We start from the raw sequence: 20,177 nt of genomic DNA on the forward strand, positions 1-20,177 counted from the left end.
CCAAGTAATTCCATCCAAAACAAAAGCAGTCCAAGGCAGATCCTGATCGGTGAGGGTAGAAAACAAGAAGGCTGTCCCAAGTGTAGATAATTCTACTTGAGGACAGCCTTCTTTCACCTAAAATTAAAAGACAGCTGGGCTGCAAGATTATACCTGCCCAACTGTCCTCGTTGTTTTGTATACGGGTGCATTCTTATGGACTATGTTTCGTTCCCTTATTCTTTAACAGACCCTAACGTAATCCCATGGATAAAAAATCTCTGCAGAAACGGATAAATAATGAGAACAGGAATCATAGCAATAAAGATTTTAGCCGCGTTCAAGGTTTGATTAGAAAGTTCACTCATCTTCTGTATTTGTTCCGCGGTCATGGTATTAGCATCCACAATAACGACCAGTTGCTGAATGTAGGTTTGCAGCGGGTAATGATCCGCATTCGACATCAACACGAGACCGTTAAAGAACTCATTCCAGTGATAGACGATGCTGAACAAGGTTACGGTTGCCAACACGGGAACTGCCAGTGGAATGAAAATTTTCACAAGCATATACCAAGGCCCCGCCCCATCTACAAGAGCAGCCTCCTCCAATTCCTTAGGCAAATTACGGAAATAGTTAATGACCAGAATCACACTGAAAATCGGCACACTGTTCCCTAGGACAAGCGCCCAAATATTATTGATCAAGCCTAAAGATTTAACCGTTTGATACCAAGGGATTAATCCTCCGTTGAATAACATCGTAAACACCAAAATCCACATCAGTACATTTCTAAACGGTAAGTCCTTCGCATTTTTGGATAAGGGGTAACCCATCAGAATAATAATCACGAAGTTAAGACTCGATCCCAACACGACTCGCTGTATCGAAATCCAAAACGAATTGAAAAACTTACTGTCACCCATAATTTCATGATAAGAGTTCAAATTAAACCCCACCGGCCATAAGCCAACTTGCCCCGAGGATGCTGCTGCATTATCACTTAATGAGACAGCAAGGGTATACCATAAAGGAAGAACACATAATAGCGCTATGCCAACCAGCAGCACGATTAGGAAAAGATCAAATGCTCTGGAGCCGATTGTTGTTTCTTTGACCATTTTCATGCTCCTTTATATTAAAAAATACGATAATTTGCAAACTTAGCAGCTAGGAAATAGGAAGTTGTAATGAGAAGAAAACTGATGACCGATTTTAAAAGTCCCATTGCCGTCGCCAATCCATACTGGAGATTCAATAAACCTGTCCGATAGACCCATGTGTCAATAATATCTCCGCTTGAATAGACAAGTGGATTATAGAGGTTGAAAATTTGGTCAAATCCAGCATTTAAGACATTGCCTAGGCTGAGCACTGAAAGCAAAATAACCGTTGTCATAATTCCAGGAAGTGTGACATGAATTAATCGCTGCCAGCGAGTGGCGCCGTCAATCGCAGCCGCTTCGTATAAAGAAGGATTGATTCCCGTTAAAGCCGCCAAAAAAATAATCGTGTTAAATCCAAATTCCTTCCAGACGTCACTACCTACAATGATAAAAGGAAACAAATCCGCCCTGGCAAAGAACAAAGTAGGACTTATACCGAATATACCCAAGATCCCGTTAACAGGTCCTTTATAGGACAACACATCCAACAAGATACCCGAAAGAATGACCCATGATAAAAAATGCGGTAAATAAACAATCGTCTGTACCCATCTTTTCAAAAACGCAATGCGTAATTCATTCAGCAATAATGCGAAGATAAGAGGTACAATCATATTCGCGATAATCTTCATGACGGCAATAAATAACGTATTGAAAAATACCGTTTTACTATCGTTAAGCGTGAACATATATTTGAAATTTTCCAAGCCGATCCATTCGGAACGGAACATGCCTAGACCTGGATTGAAATCTTGAAAAGCAATGACTATCCCGAACATAGGAACGATACTAAACAGCGTCAACCATATAAATCCTGGAAGAAGCATGAGATAGTAATGTTTGGCAAACCCCTTCGTAACCATCCTACCGATCACTTCCATTCTCTCTATTGTAAGGGAAAGGCGCCAGAATTCTCTGACGCCTCCATGCTTTCTTACTATTTGATACTCTCATCGATTTCAGCCAGAATTTGATCTCCGCCTTGCTTTTTCCAGTCTGTTACGAACTTATCAAAGGTATCCAGCGGCGCAGCTCCCATGATAATTTTGAGGAATGTTTCCTTTTCTAATTTATCGAGTGAAGCCCATCTGCTTTCCATGGTTTTAGTCTGTGAGTAGGTAACACTATACGTTTTCTTAAACGGCTTCTGCAGCGGTGATATCCCTACAAGTGTGGAATACATACGTTTCCATGCCCCTAAATCCGCGTTAGGATCCCAGTATTGAATATCATACTTATCATAAGGCTCGAGTTTCACTTTTTTTACTTTTTCAGCATCGGCTTTTAGTAATTTATATCCTGGCATATCTAGATCTTCCGGCTTTTTGGTGCCTGCAAGAACCTCTTTCATCATCTTATACGTGACATCCATCTCATCCATTGGGGCAAATACAACACGTAGCGGATAGTTTCCAATTGCCACTTTGACATCGAATTTGGATTCATCACGCAGCAAAAGATTTTCCATTTGAATGGCGGCTTCTGGATGTTCGTAACCTTTCCGAACAACCAGATATTGATTGGACGGATTCCCCATATGCGGTGTAAATTCACCATTCACATCCAGAGGTGCCGTATAAGCTTGCCAGTTTGCCTTCGGATTATTCTTGATCGCATCCGCTAATGGACCATAACCGCCAGCCCACCATAGACCAAAATAAATGCCTGAAGTTCCATTCTTGATCAGCTCCTGCGCATCCTTCCGAATGGTCATTTCCTTATCAATCAAGCCTTTGGCATAGAGATCACGCAGCTTCGAAAGAGCTTGCTTCGTCTCTGGCTGAAGGGAGCCATAGGTTGTTTTACCATCAGCACCTTTTAACCAAAATCCTGGGTAGGAATGATAAGAAGAAAAGACAGGGTCGAAACCATAGTTATTATTATTGGGATTAATAAAATCTGCATTGAGTAAACCGCCTAATTGCGGTCCTGATATCCCAATGGTATCGGCTTTTCCATTCCCGTCAGGGTCTTGTTCGACAAAAGCTTTTGCCACTTTCTCCAGATCGTCGATCGTTTTAGGTGGTTGAAGGCCTAATTTATCCAACCAATCCTTGCGAATCCACATCATGTGAACCATATCTGATTCTGTCGTGACGTTAGGAAGGGCATACATCTTCCCATCGACGGTAACCGACTTAAGCGCAAGCCCTTGCGTTGTTTCAATGATATGTTTGATCGCAGGTGAGGCATATTTATTATAAACTTCAGTCAAATCAGCGAGTTGACCGCTTTTAACCATTTGTCTGAACTGCGTATCCTTCACAACTAACGCATCCGGCAAATCGTTACTGGCTATAGATAAATTTACTTTTTGGTCGTAATCCTTACCGCTGGCAGCTTGCCAAACAATTTTGGTATCGATATTCAAGTTTTCTTTGATATAACGGGTATATTGGTTGCTTTCCGGAGAGTCTCCTGCTGGTAAGCTCTTATCGGATGCGTCTACATCTTTACCAATTTTAATCGTAATCGGTTTGGCCGATTTGGTGAATGGACCCGCCTCAGCTGCTGTTTGAGTTGCTCCCGTCTTCGCAGGTTCCGTGGAAGCTGTAGGTGATTGCTTTGCCGTCTCTGAGCATGCGGACAATACGACTAGCATCCCAGCAAGTAACAGCAGCATGCTTTTTTTAGATCTTCTCATATAAAGCCCCTTCTTTCGCTTTTAGAATTTATCTACATCCTAAAAGTATCACGAAACATCTCGCTACAAGGATGGAAAACGGTTACACATATAGAGGGGTAAATGACCGAGAATTCGCAGATCATCCCCTTTTTCTTATGAATTTGCGGCATTTGACCCTCTAGTTTTCGGACATTTCTCTACCCGTTACACTCTTCAGCCGATACTCGCTTGGCAACTGGCCTGTTTGCTCCCGAAAGGTACGGCTAAAATACTTTTCATCCATATATCCAACGTTCTCTGCAATCCAGAGAATCGTTTTGTTCGTATAAAGCAGATACTCCTTTGCTTTCTCTATGCGTTTGTGACGTAAATGCTCACTAAAATTAATGCCTACAATTTCTTTAAAGCACTGACTGAAGTAGCTTCTACTCATATTAACCCGCTTCGCAATACTCGAGGCTGTAATTTGCTCTTTCATCTCTTCATTTGCAATGTAAACAGCTTTCATCACACAGTCTACAACCTCTTGTGAAAAAGAAGGTTTATCAATCGCCTTGCGAATCATTTCACGAGTAGCCATCAACCATTCTTCAACCTGAAGCCAGCTTTCAAATGAATCAGGCAATTGGATTTTCGCCAAATCAACAGGATGAAATAAAAGATTCCACTTGTCGATTAACGCATATAACAACCCAATCAGCTTCGTTTGAGGTAAACGCAGCTGCTTCAAATCATGGATATGAGCTGTAAAGAGGTTATCTTGATAGACCCATTCGTGACCCGACCATTGCTCCTTCACTAGGTTTAAGTCTTTTTGAGCTGCCTCCAGTTGATGATTGTCCTCTTCAAGAACTGCAGAACCTAGGCCATGAGAGGACTCATTATCATAGAAGATATCATGTGGATTGGTGGTATGCTTCTGCTCCTCCATAATCCGCTTGTAGATTCGCTCCAACACTTCCTCAAAGCGCTCCTTTTCAAGCTGAACCTTGGCAATATAATCAATAGCTCCAAGTCTCAGTGCCTCTTGGATATATTCAAAATCTTGATGGAAGGTTAGCACGACGGTATAAATGCTTGGATATTGCTTTCTCACTATTTTCAATAATTCTATACCCGACATAACAGGCATCGCTAAGTCAGTCAGCAATAAATCTATCGGGTTCGCTGCAATAAATTCCAAGGCTTTCTCGCCATTACTGGCTTCCCCAACAACTTCCATGTCAAAATCATGCCAAGGCATGGCTGATATAAGACCCTTGCGAACCAATTTATCATCATCAACAATCATCACTTTAATCATGACGGGGTTTCACCTCCATAATAGGTAAGGAAACAAGTATGGTTGTCCCTTTTCCGATAACACTGTTAATACTCAGGTCCGCCTGATCGCCATATTGGGATTCGAGCATTCGCTTAACATAATTTAAGCCAATCCCCATACCGACTTTTTTATTTTCAACTTCCGGATTATGCAATAGGTTATGAATCGTTTCTTCCGACATTCCTGAACCGTTATCATGAATCGAGATATGAATGGCATTCGTTAAACTAACATCTACCTTGATATATCCGTCATCACTTAACCCATGATAAAGCGAATTTTCTACAAGCGGCTGGAGGATGAAGCGAGGAATCGGCATTTTCCAAACCTCTTCATCGACATTCAACTGCACATCAAATTTAAAATCATAGCGAATCTGCTGTAAAATCAAATATTGCTTTAAGGCTTCTATTTCTTCATAAATGGTTGAGGCCTGCCCCAGCTTGCCTAAATTATAATGCAGCAGCTTATTTAATGAGGATACAAGACGATCGATCTCATCCTGTCCGTTCATGAGGGCTAACCAATGCACCGTATCCAATGTATTCATTAAAAAATGAGGATTAATTTGATAGAGCAATTTCTCTACCTCAAGATCCACTCTTCGCTTCTCTTTTTGCTCGACTTCGGCGAACAAATTCCAAATCTGTTCTCTCATTTGCCTAAATTGATGCAATAGAAAATCAAACTCCGGAATTTTGGTTCGTACCGTAACAGCCTGGACTCGGTTTTGTGCCATCAGCTTGATTTCTCTATTAAAGCCATTCAAAGGGAGATAGACCATTTTCCATAATAGCCAGGCCATGAATACACTCAGCCCTAGAAAAACGAGCGAAAACAGTAAGATTTGAGCAAACCATTGATTCATCTCTTTATTGTAATCTGCTTTAGGAATGACCGACACGATACTCCACCCTTGATTGCTTGCCTGCCTAAACCAATAAAATTCATTATGTGTGCCAAATGCTTCTTCTTTGGAGAAATTAGGAAAAATCGTATCTTTCGCAAAAGCATCGGGAAGCTCAGAAAACGCGATTCGACCATTATTGTCTAGGAAAATGTGAGAATTCCCGCCGCCAAATTGATCATTATTAAGAATATTCTGCGTGAGATGAAACCCCGTTTCAATGTAGACATAGACATCATCACGAAGAGGTAAATCCACTTTCCTTAGTGCAGATAAAACAAAATTATTATCAAAACGATTGTTACTTAGATGAGGACCATAATAGGAAATTCCCGAGTATGCAGCCAGTAATGGCAGCTTTTCAGGGGAAAAATTCTCCTTTACGCCCGAATTTTCGAGATCATACGTATGGTCATTTTGAAAATAATATAAGGTTAAGCCAATGTTAGGGTTGGTAAACGTGACTAAGCTTAATTCATCTTTTAATTCTCTTATCATTTGCGAGCGTTCGTAAGATTGACTTGCGGGAAGCGATAACATTTGATCCAACTTCTTACCTACACTTCCTGCAAAAGCTAGCTGCTGAGAGACATGATTTAAATTGCTTATCGTACTCTCCAAGGAAAGGCCTACTTGTTTTAAGTTACTTTGAATACCGCTTTGAATTTTATTTGTAAGAATGGAATAAATCGTGTAATACGAGATAAGAACGATACAAATAAATGGAATCAATGTACTGCATAAGAAAATAATAAAAATCCTCTTTTTCAAAGTTAAGTAATCATACAGAAATGATTTCATATTTTCCTGCATCTTAACAAACAATAGTAATCACTCCCCTCTGTTCAGGCTACATACCCAATTCCTTGCTTGTCCTTAATCTTTTTCGATATTCGGAAGGTGTATATCCAAAATGCGTTTTAAACACACCGATAAAATAACTCAAAGTGTTGAATCCGACATCAAGCGAAATCTCTGTAATCTTCTTGTTGCTATCTTTCAGCATCAATGCCGCTCGCTGCGCTCGTATCTGGTTTAAGTATTCCAGTGGACTCTTTCCTGTAAAACCCTTGAAATATCGGCAGAAATAAGACTCGCTAAAAGAAACAATCGCCGCAAGGTCCTCCAATCGAATCGGACTGCTATAGTTAACTTGCATGTATTCAATAATTAGCTTTAATCGATCTATATGCGTCGGGTTAACGGAAAGCGGAAGTTCACGGAAAGCAGGACCTCCCAGCATAATTAGCTTTGAAATGATCAATTGCAGCAATGCTTTTGTAGAAAGCTCATATAAAGGCCTTTCATTTACATTCAAATCGAACACTTGCAGCAATAACGCTAATAGCTCCCTTTCCTCTGCAGTATGATGGCTGATGTGGGCAGGAGTGACAAATTTCTGCTGGATTAGCGGGTTAATATATTTCTCACGAACAAGGTCAAACCGCTCCCCTCCCAATATATCCGAATGAAACACCACGGCAGTGAAGGTACATTCTTCGTTAGCGGATATACGCCCAGAATGAAGCTGACCGGAATTCACGAAAATCGCTTCCCCGGCTTCCAATTCATAGTCATCCATAGAAACACGGAATACCGCCTTTCCCTTTGTAAGCATGAGCAACTCCAACTCATCATGCCAATGGAGTTCAAGCAGTTCTTCCCCTGGCTGGCAGCAGATTTCATAAACTCGGATCGGATAAAGCGGATCGCCGTGAATGCGGTCCTCTTTTAAATTCGCTTGCTGCATGGCAATAGTTCCCCCTTAGAGAATTTCAAATCATATGTCAAAATACTGATATTTTTTCACAATATAACGAAAGGAATGGAGCTTTTAAATCAATATAATTATATTACAACACTTTGGAGGGATGATGGCAATGAAATTTTCTAACGGTTATTGGATGGTAAAAGAAGGGTACACCGTCCTTAATCCAGTCGATGTCCGCGATATACATCAAGAAGACGACAGTCTGACAGTATATGCTGCCGCTCGGAAGATTCAGCGAAAAGGGGATACTTTAAATGGTGCGATGCTGACTTGTGAACTGAGCTCGCCTCTTCCGGATATCATCCGTGTGCGCTGGACTCATCATGCAGGTAAACGTTCGCAAGGACCCGCTTTTGAATTGTTCGATAATCCGCAGACTCCTGTTTCTATCGATGACAGCAACGATCATGTGGCCATGAAATCCGGCGGATTAAGTGTCAAAGTCAACAAACATAGTACGTGGGGAGCTGAATTCTCTTTCGAAGGCCGTCGTCTAACTGGTACCAACAGCAAAGGTGCGGGACATATCACGACAGCTAACAAAGAGATTTACTTTCGCGAGCAGCTTGACCTTGGCATAGGTGAGCATATTTACGGACTCGGAGAAAGATTTACAAATGTAGTGAAAAACGGGCAAACGGTGGATATTTGGAACGAAGATGGCGGCACGAGCAGTGAGCAATCCTACAAAAATGTGCCCTTTTACTTATCCAGTAAAGGATATGGCGTTTTCGTCAATCATCCCGAGCACGTATCCTTCGAAGTCGGCTCTGAGGTTGTGTCGAAAGTCCAGTTCAGCGTACCTGGCGAAAATGTGGAGTATTTCATTGTTGGCGGTAAGACGTTAAAAGATGTTCTGAATAATTATACGAAACTTACCGGCAAACCCGCTCTGCCGCCGGCCTGGTCGTTCGGTCTATGGTTAACAACCTCCTTCACAACGGATTATGACGAAGCTACCGTGAACAGTTTCATTGACGGAATGTTTGAACGAGACCTTCCGCTGCATGTTTTCCATTTTGATTGTTTCTGGATGAAGGAATATCAATGGACCAACTTTGAGTGGGATGCCGATATGTTCCCTGATCCGGTAGGTATGTTGGGGCGCTTAAAGGACAAAGGACTCAAAATCTGTGTCTGGATCAATTCGTACATTGGCCAGAAATCACCGCTCTTTCAAGAAGGCATGGACAAGGGATATTTGGTCAAAACCTTGGATGATCACGTTTGGCAGTGGGATCTCTGGCAGGCCGGCATGGGGCTTGTCGATTTCACCAATCCGGAAGCAACGGAGTGGTACAAAGGTCATTTAAGACGGCTGATCGATATGGGCGTGGACTGCTTTAAAACCGATTTCGGCGAGCGCATCCCGACCGATGTCAAATACCACGACGGTTCAGATCCATTCAAAATGCATAACTACTATACATTCCTATACAATAAGGCCGTATTTGAAGTGCTGGAAGAAAAACTCGGCAAGAACGAGGCCATGTTATTTGCCCGCTCCGCAACGGCTGGAGGACAGCAATTCCCTGTACACTGGGGCGGCGACTGTTCTGCCAATTACGACTCCATGGCGGAGTCGCTTCGTGGAGGCCTTTCACTCGGCTTATCCGGTTTCGGTTTCTGGAGCCATGACATCAGCGGTTTTGAAAAAACAGCCCCACCTGATATTTATAAGCGTTGGGTAGCTTTTGGCCTGCTGTCCTCTCACAGCCGTTTGCATGGCAATGAGTCTTACCGTGTTCCATGGCTGTTTGACGAAGAAGCGGTCGATGTACTCCGACACTTCACAAAGCTAAAAAGCACGTTGATGCCCTATCTATTTGCAAGTGCAATCCAATCCACAGAAATGGGAATTCCGATGATGCGCGCAATGGTGCTGGATTTCCCATCAGATCCGTCCACTCATCACCTGGATACGCAATACATGTTGGGAGACAACCTGCTCGTTGCCCCAATCTTTAACGATCAGGGAACTGTGATGTATTATGTTCCAGAAGGACGTTGGACCGATTTCTTCACTGGACGAGTTGTTGAAGGCGGTAAATGGCAGGAAGAAACGCATGGCTACATGACGCTGCCTTTGCTAGTTAAACCTAATACGCTGCTTGCCGTAGGAGCAAACGATCAGAAGCCTGATTACGATTATGCGAACGGCGTATCTCTTCATTTATTTGAACTGGAGGATGGAGCAGCAGCGGAAACGTCAATTTATGACGTGCAAGCTAATCTGCAATTATCCGTAAAAGCAGTCCGAATGAATGAACTGATCGACATCTCTGTTCAAGGCGGAACTAAACCCTACACCATCGTACTAAGAGGCTTCAATCAAATCTCATCCGTAGAAGGCGCATCTTGGACAAAATCAGCAATCGGCATCGTGCTAACTCCCGAGTCCGGCATATCGAAGATAGCTGTACGATTGTAATAAATAAACGGCTGGCCCTGTTATTCATACAAGGTCAGCCGTTTACAACATTCGAATCGGTATTCAGAACGAAATTCATACTCCCATTGGATAAATCCAATGGAAGTAGCAGGCAGACTGCAATTATTTGAATACCAATAATTACACTGAAAAAGCAGATAAACGTTCATCTGCTTTTTCAGCTATCTTTTTGCAAACCGAATAGGCCGCCTGCCGCGTCTGCCCACCCTTGCGAACATTCTCGATATACAAATCATTGATTTCTTCGTATGCAGCTTGTCTTATTATACCACCATACGCAAATACAAAGTTAGTGTTCGGCGAGCATTCGCGGGATTTTTCGGGGTCGATCTACCTTACATCGAGATTACATGATTGTAATCCAAAAAAACACAAAAAGGCTTCTCCGTGACCGGAAAAGCCGTTCTTCCAAGCATCATTTCTATCTTAGAGCAAACCTCAATCAAATATAGAATGAAGAGTATGAATCGTTAGGGATTTAACCTTAACGTTCCCATCTTTCGCATACAGTTTTATGCCTATTGACGAGGATAATGGGAAAATCTGATCCGTCATGACGAGTTTTCCGTCATTCACAAAAGCTTCGATGGACGATCGGTCCACGAAAATATGCAGCTTAACGTTTCCAGTCTCCGCTTTCAATAAAGCGCTGTGCTTGCATGCAAAATCACTATGAAAATCGATAGCTCCAGAACGACTGCGATCAATAAACAGCAGCTGCTCATGAGTGCTATAACCAACGATTGTTTCCTCTGTTTCGGAGGCTCTTAGCTTCAAACCAAATTCTAACTCATCGTCAAACTCAAATTCAACGATGATTTCAAGCAAATCGCCATGCGTTACCGTTAATTCTGAATGGCTCAGCTCAAAAGCTGCCCAATTCTGTTCACTCCGCCTTTGAGCCTGGAGCTCACGAATAGGCATCTGAAGGAGCCGGACTCCCTCCAATTCCGCCGTAAGTGTTAGCTCTCTAGGAAGCGTCATCGCTCCTCTCCAATCGGAAGTTGGAATCACATTGGCATATTTCCAATTGTTCATCCACCCAATAAACAGGCGTCTTCCTTGCTGTTCAGGCACGTCTGACCACGTGACACCTGCGTAATTATCTCTCCCGTGATCCAGCCAAAGAAGTGGAGCCGGGGATTCCTCTGGAACAAAAGTATTCCCATTGAAAGAACCAATGAAATACTGCGTGCGTGATCCTTCCAGAAAGTTGGCTTCTTCCCCAATACTAACAATAAGCACCCATCTCCTGTTGATGGTATCGCCATCTACAGGCAGTTCGAATAAATCCGGACATTCCCAAACGCCGTCATGGGAGCCTTGCCCAACCCCAAATTCACCAGAACAGGTCCAATCTTTCAAATTCGGTGATTTGTAAAATCGAATGACGTCGCCTGCAGCAATGACCATCACCCAGCTTTGCTGAGGATTGAACCAAAATACTTTGGGATCACGAAAATCAGGCAGTGCTTCTTCTATGAGCACAGGGTTGTAAGCGTATTTTGTCCAGGTTCGCCCACGATCCGTGCTGTAAGCAAGACTTTGTCTTTGCCTAGTTAGATCTGTCCCCGGTTTCGTATCATGATGTGTGAAAATAGCGACTAGACCTGACTTACCGCCAAAAAAGCCGCTCGTATCATGTTTATCTACCACTACGCTTCCTGAAAAAATAGCACCGTGTTCATCAGGCGCAAGCGCTATGGGAAGATGCTCCCAGTGAACCAGATCCTGACTGACAGCGTGACCCCAATGCATAGGTCCCCAAACCGTACTTTCGGGGTGGTATTGATAGAAAAGATGATACTCCCCCTCATAAAATACCATCCCATTCGGATCATTCATCCACTGATCTTTCGGTGTGAAATGAAGCTGCGGCCGGAATATTGTTTGATTATTAGCTGTTATCATGATGCTTCGTCACCTTTCGTATCTCTTCTAGGCTCGGCATCGCCGGTATGGCTCCTCTTCGGGTTGTCGCTAAGGCACCTGCTGCATTGGCGAAGCTGATTATACTTCGAATTTCAGTTTCACTCATTGTGTGAATGGCTTGATTAGAATCCATCCAACTGTTAAGGAAACCTCCGAAGAACGCATCCCCTGCACCTGTAGCGTCTATGGCATCTACTGCATAACCGCTAACGCTCCCCGTTACTTGACCGAAACGGTAAAAAGCACCTTTTTCGGCCAGCGTAATTAAAATGACGGAAGGGCCAAAGGCTTCATATAACATGCGTGATCCCGCTTCAAGATCCGCAGCGCCCGTTAGGAATATGAGTTCTTCTTCGGATATTTTCACGATGTCAGCATGCGCCAAACCATATTCCATCATACGTTTAGCATGCTCCAAATCGTCCCACAGCGGAACTCGCAAATTAGGATCAAACGATATCGTGCAGCCATTTTCTTTGGCGAATAGCAGTGCTTTCCTTGTCGCGGAGGCCGATGGCTCATTCGTCATGGACAACGAGCCAAAGTGAAATAACTTCGACTGCGCGATCATATCGAGGAGTACCTCATTTTCCGTCAGCAAGGTGTCGGCTCCAGGTTTACGATAAAAACTAAAGGAGCGGTCTCCACTTGCATCCAATTGAACAAAAGCCAGTGTCGTATTTGCTTCTTTGCTCATCACTACGCCCTGCGTATTAATTCCGCACAGCCCTAACGTATCCACTAGGTATTGTCCGTGAATGTCCGATCCGACTTTGCTGATGAAGCCAGTCCGCTTGCCCCACTTGGCTAAGGCAGCCAGCACATTGGCTGGCGCGCCCCCAGGATTGCGTTCAAATAAAGCATAACCTAACTCTGAGTTTCCAGCTGGTGTGAAGTCGATTAACACTTCACCTAATGCAACGATATCATACATCGCTATCTCTACCTCCCGATATTGTTTATCCGCTTTTTCTCTACACCGACACCTGAAATGCCGGTTTTATCTCCCATATTCGCATGGACGTGATTCGAATGTCTCGATCCCCGTGCAAAAGTAACCCTAGCGCGTCCAGTCTAGATGGGTAGGCGCGTGTCGTTAAGCTTTTTAGCCCGTTAGCGTAGACCTCGATCAATGAACGATCCACGAAAACCCGCAATTGCAGCGGTTCACCGTGAAGCTCAAGCAGCCCCTCTTGAATGCCAGTCGTTCGTTCACCCGTATCTAGCGTTGTTTTATTTCGATTCACGCCAAGCCGCTCACGTTCCTGATCATAGAAGAGAACGGTCTCCTCTTCTCCGTCTGGTGTTCGTCTTAACGAGATTCCATATTGGTGCTCTGCCTCTGAACCAAATATTAGTTCTATCTCAAACGTATCACTCCGTATGTGCCGCAAGCTCTCATTTGCTTCCTCTAAACTTAGATCCAGTACGTTCAGAAGCTCCATCCCTCGGAGTTGACGCATTTCCTCAATGGGTTCGATCCCGAGCAGCCCATCCTCCCTTAAAGTCAAACTTATCGGCATGCCAGCGCCGTGCGACCACCCGCAATCGTAATCAATTTCAGGTGTACGCTCCCCCTGTGCAATCGTAAATAGAAGCGATCTTCCTGTTAAGGGATCAACCATGCCGCTCGGACCTGTGAAATGGAAATCACCTACATCGATGAGTCCCGGCTCTTCATGATCCGGAATGAACTGATAACGTGCACGATCCCATATCCCGATCCAATAATTCACTTCTACTTTAGCCTCAGACCCCCATGGGCTTATCAGCAAAATATGTTTGCCCGTTTCCTCACCATTACGTTTTAACGGCAGGAGTACTGGCAGTTCCCATACAACGCCAAGGTATGGATACTTCTCGTAATTGCTCACGTAAAGAGGACCTTCTAGTTGCCAATCGGTCAAGTTCGCAGAACGGTACACCATCGCGGTTCCGCCTTGTCCCTCTATCCCCGTGCCGACGAGCATGATCCATTCTTCATTTTCTTTCCACACATAGGGATCACGGAATTCGCCAAAGTATCCAACGCCAGGCTCCTGAACCACGATTGGCTCGGGATGCTTCACCCAAGTCTTCAAATCTAAGTCTCCATCCCGCAGAAAAGTGGTTCGAGCCAGCCCCACCGATTGATTTGGAGAACATGCGTTATTCCCTGCTGTATAAAATAATGCCGGATAACCGTGTTCATCATAAGCTGCGCTTCCTGACCAGATTCCATCCGGATCAAGGCCGGGTTCCGGCGCCAAAGCCGCAGGAAGATCGCGCCAATGAACTAAATCTTCACTCACCCAATGTCCCCAATGGATGTAATGCCAGAATGGGCCGTTTGGGTTGAATTGGTAGAACAAATGATACTGTCCATTGAAATAAATCGGCGCATGCGGCTCGTTCATCCAATGCCCCGGCGAAGTTAAATGATACACGGGACGATGCCGGTCCTGAACAAAGTTAGCTCTAGTTATGGACAGATCTTCGTAAGAAATAGCGGGTGCAGCTCCGCCGTGTTCGGTTAAATAATCCCGATAAGTTCTCGCAATGTCCTCCTCAGACATCGCGAGATCATATAAACAAAGTTCATCCATCAAACCGTCGAACATATTCATCGTAAAGGCTTCTGCTAAAATAACACCCTTGTTATTGCGCCCGATTATCAAATCTTCTTGACTGGGAGTAATCAAAGTATTCTTCTGCGAATGCTGCTTAACCGCTACCTCACACCCGTTTACATATAACTTCAGCCGTCCAGTTACCGAATCGTAAGTAGCGCAGACGAAGGACCAAACTCCCTTAGGGAGTGGATGATCATGGCACCAAATATCAACCCATTCTTCGCCAAGCGCAAGCTGGAGCGACCAAGACCCATGGCGAGATAATCCGAATATATAACCCTCGCAACGTTCTCTGTCATGTTGATTGACGATGGCGGCGAGTCGCCGCTCATCTCCGAAGTCATAGCTGCGGGGAGCTATCCAAGCGGTAATCGTTAAAGCTCCCGACAAGCTAGGGCATTGGTCTGCTGGGCGCTGCAGCCACGTTGAATAACCATCAAACAACAGCGCACATCCACGAACCCCTTTACGCCAAACCGGATCTTGCGGCGGCTGAAACCGACCTTTCGTAAGGGCATATTGAATTGAATCCCCATTACCCAAATACGGATCATGCGCTATGCGCCCCTGCCCCTCATCGAAGGACCAATAGGCAATAGGTTCCATGCTCGATACCTCCTGCTTTCCCATTACTTGGCCGCTTTATTGTAGCGGTCCAATGCATCCTGATAGATTTTCAATAAGTCATCTAATCCCATTTTCTTCAGTGTCGCTAAATACGAATCCCATTCTTTCTCAACGCCGCCTTCCATCAACCATTTGGAGCGTTTTTCATTGGTCAGCTTGGCAATATCGGGTTTGATTTTACTGATTTTATCCAGCTCTTCCGGTGTAAAGAAAATACTCGGGTAATTCTCTTTTTCCATTTGTGGAACAAAAGTATCCTTAATACGGTTCATTCTTTCCAATGCGCGAGGCTCTGGAGCGACGAGATTTTGGAAATCTTCCGCCAAGATGACGCCTGTCATGTTCGGCGCTACTTTTTGACGGAATTCGCCAGCGGCTACGCCTGCATCGAGCGGTTTCTGCACCAGTTTGCCGTCTTTTTCATCGAATACGATGCCAATCGGTCCCCAATGCAGCTGAGCGGCCATCTTTGGCTCATATTGCAAATCTAACCATCTGGCTGTGATTTCCGGATTTTTGTTCACTTTCGTAATGACAGGACCCCCACGACTCCAAGGAGAACCATTGTTGTATTTCACGACCATGTCCTTGAAAGGCGGTACAAGTGCATAATCCTTGGAGCGATCCATGCCAACAATTTCTGTCTCTTCCCACCAGAGGTAGGAACCAAGTGTAACATCCTTCGTTTTTCCTTTAGCAAAGTAAGGAGCCGGATTGTTATTGAAAGTAAATGAATCTTTATCTATGAGGCCCTCTTCGACCCATTTGTGGAAATAGGAGACTGCATCTTTATATTTCGGATCAATTGCCGCATAATTCACCTTGCCATCTTTCACATTCAAGTGTTCAATAAACGAGTTATCGCCAGGCTGATAGGTTTTGTCTGGGACACCGAAAGCTCCGAACAAGTAACCGATATCGCCGGTCCAGAAGGTATTCATGAAGGACATCGGTACTTCGTCGGCCTTGCCGTTACCATTAGGATCTTTCGTTTTAAAAGCGGTAAGCACATTATGCAGCTCTTCAATGGTCGTTGGCATCTTCAAACTCAGCTTATCCAGCCATGCTTTGTTCAAGAAGAGAAAATCCGGATTCGCGCCGATACCGGCTTGCCCTTTACCCAGCTCTTCCGCTACTGGAAGTGAATAAATTTTCCCGTCAGGCGCGGTAACGAACGCTTTCAGCTCCGGTCTTTTTTCAAACAGCTTCTTCACGTTAGGCATATACTTATCGATAAGGTCATTCAGAGGGATGATCGTACCGTCTTTGCTGTATTTCACCAAATCGTTATCCGTGAATCGAGCACCATAGAAGACATCCGGTAAGTTGGAGCTAGCTAGCAGTATGTTCTTCTTATCGTTGTAGTTCGCTTCTGGGACGTTATCCCAATCTACATGTACGTTTGTCTGTTCTTCTAGACGTTTGAATATTTCCATCTCGCCATAATTAGGTGCAAGCGGTGCTTTAGGCGATACCATTTTCAGCGTAACTTTATCCTTTACAATCGGGTAACCGCTTTCGTTGAAGCTTTTGGAGGCTGCTTTCTCACTGCTTTGCGGGGATGCAGATGCGGCATCTTTCGCTGCCGGTGCTTTGTCACTGCATGCTGTCAATACCAAACTTAAGCTCATCGTTACCATCGTTAATGTCGTTAGTCTTTTTTTCATTTGTCGATACCCTCCTCTTTGTATGTAACCCATTACGCTCATGATTGATCCATGGATGCAAATCTTGGTATCACCGTAAGACCACCACCACCACCTTTCCTATTTACCTTCCGTTTTCTAACCTTTTACAGATCCTATCAGAACACCTTTAACGAAATAACGCTGTAAAAATGGATATAAAATGAGAAGTGGGGCCGCCGCAATGAGGATGACCCCATATTTGATCAACTCAGAGACCCTTTGTTTAGCTAAAAGAGAGTCAATATCCGATATCATGTCGCCGATAGGCTGGCTCTGGATCAAAATATTACGGAGAACCAGCTGCAGCGGATACAGCTTTTCATTTTCCAAATAAATTAATGCATCGAAAAATCCGTTCCACTGACGAACAACCGCAAACAGCACAAGCACCGCAATAATGGGTTTGGATAATGGAATGACAACACTCCATAGAAAGCGCGTATTTCTGCAGCCATCCATGAATGCCGCTTCCCTAAGTTCATCGGGTATGGTTGATTGGAAGAACGTCCGGGCAATAATAATTCCAAAAGCATCGACTGCAGATGGCAGAATAACCGACCAAATCGTATTCACCATGCCCAGATTTTTGACCAATAAGTAAGTAGGAATTAAGCCGCCGGAGAAAAACATCGTAAATACAAAGAACAGCATGAACGTATTGCGTCCATAAAAATCCTTACGGGAGAGCGGATATGCCGCTCCGATCGTTAAGAAAACACTGATTAGGGCACTTGCAGCTGCGTACAAGATCGAATTTCCATAACCAGACCAGATTTGAGGATCTGATAAAATTCTTCTATAACCTTCGAGTGTAAACCCTTGGGGCCATAGCCACACATTTCCGGCATAGATTTGATCTGGCTCGCTGACAGAAGCAATAACGACGAAATAAAGCGGATACAGAATCAACAATGCAAAGCCACTCAACACAAGGATGTTTAAAGCGTCGAACCATTTATCAGCGGTACTCTTAGCTGTAATCATTGGGCGAATGCCTCCTCTCTTTTAAAATAGGCCACTGCCATTTATTTTTTTGACGATGCGATTAACGGATAGTAGTAGAACGAAATTGATCAAGGAATTGAACAAACCTACTGCTGCTGAGAAGCTGTATTCCGCTCGCTGCAAGCCGATTTTGTACACGTACGTAGCGATAATCTCAGACGAGCTGGCATTCAGGTCATTTTGCATGAGAAAAGCTTTTTCAAAGCCAACATTCATGAGATTCCCAATCGCCAATATGAACAAAATGAGAATCGTCGGCTGAATGCCAGGAATATCGATATGCCAGATGCGATGCCATTTCGTAGCTCCATCCACAACCGCCGCCTCGTGAAGATGCGGATCGATACCGGCTAGTGCCGCTAAATAGATAACTGAGGCGAAGCCGGTTTCTTGCCATACACCGGAGAACACATAGAGGCTTTTGAACCATTCTGCCTTCGATAAAAAGTAAATCGGCTCGCCTCCAAAAAGTTGAACGATGTGGTTGATTAGTCCACTTCCCGGCGATAAGAACACATACAACATACCAACGAGGACGACGGTTGAGATGAAATACGGAGCATAAATGACCGTCTGGATAAATCGTTTGTACCTTTCATGGAGCAGCTGATTGAGCATCAACGCGATGAGGATCGGCACTGGAAATGAAACCACTAAAGAGAAAACACTAAGTCCTAACGTATTCTGTATGACGTTCCAAAAGTTGAAAGAATCGAAGAACCGCTGAAAATGCTCCATTCCTACCCAAGGACTACCCCAGAAACCTTTGGAAGCGATAAAATCCTTAAATGCGATTTGAACCCCATACATAGGCCAATATTTAAAAATGATAAAATAGATCACGGTGGGCAGAATGAGAAGGTATAATTCATAGTTGGTTCTGATCTGTTTAAGTGGTTCCTTGAACTTGTTCATTTGTTGTGATGCAGCCCCTTCCTTTTTCGGGAAATCGTTTGCGTAAACGTTTTTCTGATGTTCAAAAAAAAGCCAGAGCAGCTTTTTAGCATGAATCTCGTAGAATTAACGAGGTAGGTAGTCTGTATTCTTCGCTTATAGTGCTTGGCTTCTCGATCCGTTCTAACATAATCTCTGCTGCTTTCACGCCGATCTCGTAAGAAGGCTGCCGGATGACCGACAAAGGCGGACACGTAATTTGTGTCCAATCATAATCGTCAAAGCCAATAATGGCCAGCTCCGCTGGAATTTGAATCCGTTGTTCTTGTATGTATCTCATAGCGCCCATTGTCAATACGTTATTGGCAATAAACAGAGCAGTAATCTTCTGCTCGCCAAGCAGCGCCATAACGCTTTCGTATCCGCTCTCAAAGTTAGATTCCGCCATCCTCACAATGGATGAATCAAACGGAATATCATGATCTGCTAGTGCTTTTTTGTACCCATCATAGCGCTCATTGCTCGTCGTAATACCGAGTTCCCCGGTTAGCAGCCCAATTCGGCGATGACCTTTCAGGACGAGCGTTTTGACTGCTTCATAAGCACCTCCAATGCCGTCAGCCAGCACACAATCCCCGTTATAACCTGTCGGTTTGCGATCGATGAACACTACAGGATAATTAGAACGCACGATATCATTTAAATAACTGACATCTTCAGCAATTGATGCTATAAATAAGCCATCAATTAACTTGGAATTAAACAATTTAATCTGTTCTTTCTCATCTTCAATTTGTTCCGTTGTATTGTTGCTCAGCAGCAAATGATAACCATGTTGCTTCAATGTATACTGAATACCTTGTGCTACCATCATAAAGAAGAAATTAGAGGTATCCGATGGGAGAACTGGCACGATGAGGCCAATTGTATTAGACTTCTGACTGCGCAAGCTCCTTGCTGCCGAATTAGGGCGGTAATCAAGTTCTTCCATTGCTTCGTAAACTTTGCGCTTAACTTCATCCGACACATAACGGGTGTTATTAATAACATGTGACACTGATGCTATCGAAACGCCCGCGTGCTCTGCTACCTGCTTAATACCCGATCGCATAACATTCGACCCTCTTCTCTTCGAGAAAACGTTTACGTAACCGTTTTCTTTTATTATATGGTTGAATTATTTGCGTTGTCAAT

14 protein-coding genes are annotated in these 20,177 nt (G+C 44.0%); 1 reads left to right on the top strand and 13 read right to left on the bottom strand.

The window, feature by feature from the left end:
- Positions 1-215: 215 nt before the first annotated feature.
- The 6 genes from QFZ80_RS21550 to QFZ80_RS21575 form a co-directional block, all read right to left on the bottom strand.
- Positions 216-1,100: a carbohydrate ABC transporter permease gene (locus QFZ80_RS21550; RefSeq protein WP_307554309.1), complete on the bottom strand. Its 885-nt coding sequence runs from the start codon at positions 1,098-1,100 to the stop codon at positions 216-218.
- Between the two features lie 17 nt (positions 1,101-1,117).
- Positions 1,118-2,008, bottom strand: a complete 891-nt coding sequence (locus QFZ80_RS21555) for an ABC transporter permease (protein ID WP_307560916.1) — start codon at positions 2,006-2,008, stop codon at positions 1,118-1,120.
- A 74-nt stretch (positions 2,009-2,082) separates the two neighbouring features.
- Positions 2,083-3,789 carry an extracellular solute-binding protein gene (locus tag QFZ80_RS21560; RefSeq protein WP_307554305.1) on the bottom strand — a complete coding sequence of 569 codons (1,707 nt, stop codon included), beginning with the start codon at positions 3,787-3,789 and terminating at the stop codon, positions 2,083-2,085.
- Positions 3,790-3,949: 160 nt separating this feature from the next.
- Positions 3,950-5,074, bottom strand: a complete 1,125-nt coding sequence (locus tag QFZ80_RS21565) for a response regulator transcription factor (protein WP_307554303.1) — start codon at positions 5,072-5,074, stop codon at positions 3,950-3,952.
- Entirely contained in the window at positions 5,067-6,803 is a 1,737-nt protein-coding gene (locus QFZ80_RS21570) for a sensor histidine kinase (RefSeq protein WP_307556058.1), read from the bottom strand. Before QFZ80_RS21570 ends, QFZ80_RS21565 begins: the two co-directional genes overlap by 8 nt.
- 49 nt (positions 6,804-6,852) lie before the next feature.
- Positions 6,853-7,752: a helix-turn-helix transcriptional regulator gene (locus QFZ80_RS21575; RefSeq protein ID WP_307554301.1), complete on the bottom strand. Its 900-nt coding sequence runs from the start codon at positions 7,750-7,752 to the stop codon at positions 6,853-6,855.
- Between the two features lie 130 nt (positions 7,753-7,882).
- Here QFZ80_RS21575 and yicI point away from each other — a divergent pair, with 130 nt between their 5' ends.
- On the top strand, positions 7,883-10,204 hold the full coding sequence (yicI, locus tag QFZ80_RS21580) for an alpha-xylosidase (RefSeq protein ID WP_307554299.1): 2,322 nt from the start codon (positions 7,883-7,885) through the stop codon (positions 10,202-10,204).
- 459 nt (positions 10,205-10,663) lie between these two features.
- On the opposite strand, the gene QFZ80_RS21585 is transcribed toward yicI, so the two are convergent.
- The 7 genes from QFZ80_RS21585 to QFZ80_RS21615 form a co-directional block, all read right to left on the bottom strand.
- Positions 10,664-12,136, bottom strand: a complete 1,473-nt coding sequence (locus QFZ80_RS21585) for a glycoside hydrolase family 32 protein (RefSeq protein ID WP_307554297.1) — start codon at positions 12,134-12,136, stop codon at positions 10,664-10,666.
- Positions 12,123-13,091, bottom strand: a complete 969-nt coding sequence (locus QFZ80_RS21590) for a carbohydrate kinase family protein (protein ID WP_307560918.1) — start codon at positions 13,089-13,091, stop codon at positions 12,123-12,125. Before QFZ80_RS21590 ends, QFZ80_RS21585 begins: the two co-directional genes overlap by 14 nt.
- 40 nt (positions 13,092-13,131) lie before the next feature.
- On the bottom strand, positions 13,132-15,375 hold the full coding sequence (locus tag QFZ80_RS21595) for a GH32 C-terminal domain-containing protein (RefSeq protein ID WP_307554293.1): 2,244 nt from the start codon (positions 15,373-15,375) through the stop codon (positions 13,132-13,134).
- A 23-nt stretch (positions 15,376-15,398) separates the two neighbouring features.
- Entirely contained in the window at positions 15,399-17,063 is a 1,665-nt protein-coding gene (locus tag QFZ80_RS21600) for a type 2 periplasmic-binding domain-containing protein (RefSeq protein ID WP_307554291.1), read from the bottom strand.
- A gap of 117 nt (positions 17,064-17,180) precedes the next feature.
- A complete protein-coding gene (locus QFZ80_RS21605; protein WP_307556056.1) occupies positions 17,181-18,077 on the bottom strand; it encodes a carbohydrate ABC transporter permease in 897 nt (298 codons plus the stop codon).
- Between the two features lie 12 nt (positions 18,078-18,089).
- A complete protein-coding gene (locus QFZ80_RS21610; RefSeq protein ID WP_307554289.1) occupies positions 18,090-19,004 on the bottom strand; it encodes an ABC transporter permease in 915 nt (304 codons plus the stop codon).
- An 85-nt stretch (positions 19,005-19,089) separates the two neighbouring features.
- Positions 19,090-20,094, bottom strand: a complete 1,005-nt coding sequence (locus QFZ80_RS21615) for a LacI family DNA-binding transcriptional regulator (protein ID WP_307554287.1) — start codon at positions 20,092-20,094, stop codon at positions 19,090-19,092.
- Positions 20,095-20,177: the final 83 nt, after the last annotated feature.

Source organism: Paenibacillus sp. V4I7 (genome assembly GCF_030817275.1).
GTDB lineage: Bacteria > Bacillota > Bacilli > Paenibacillales > NBRC-103111 > Paenibacillus_E.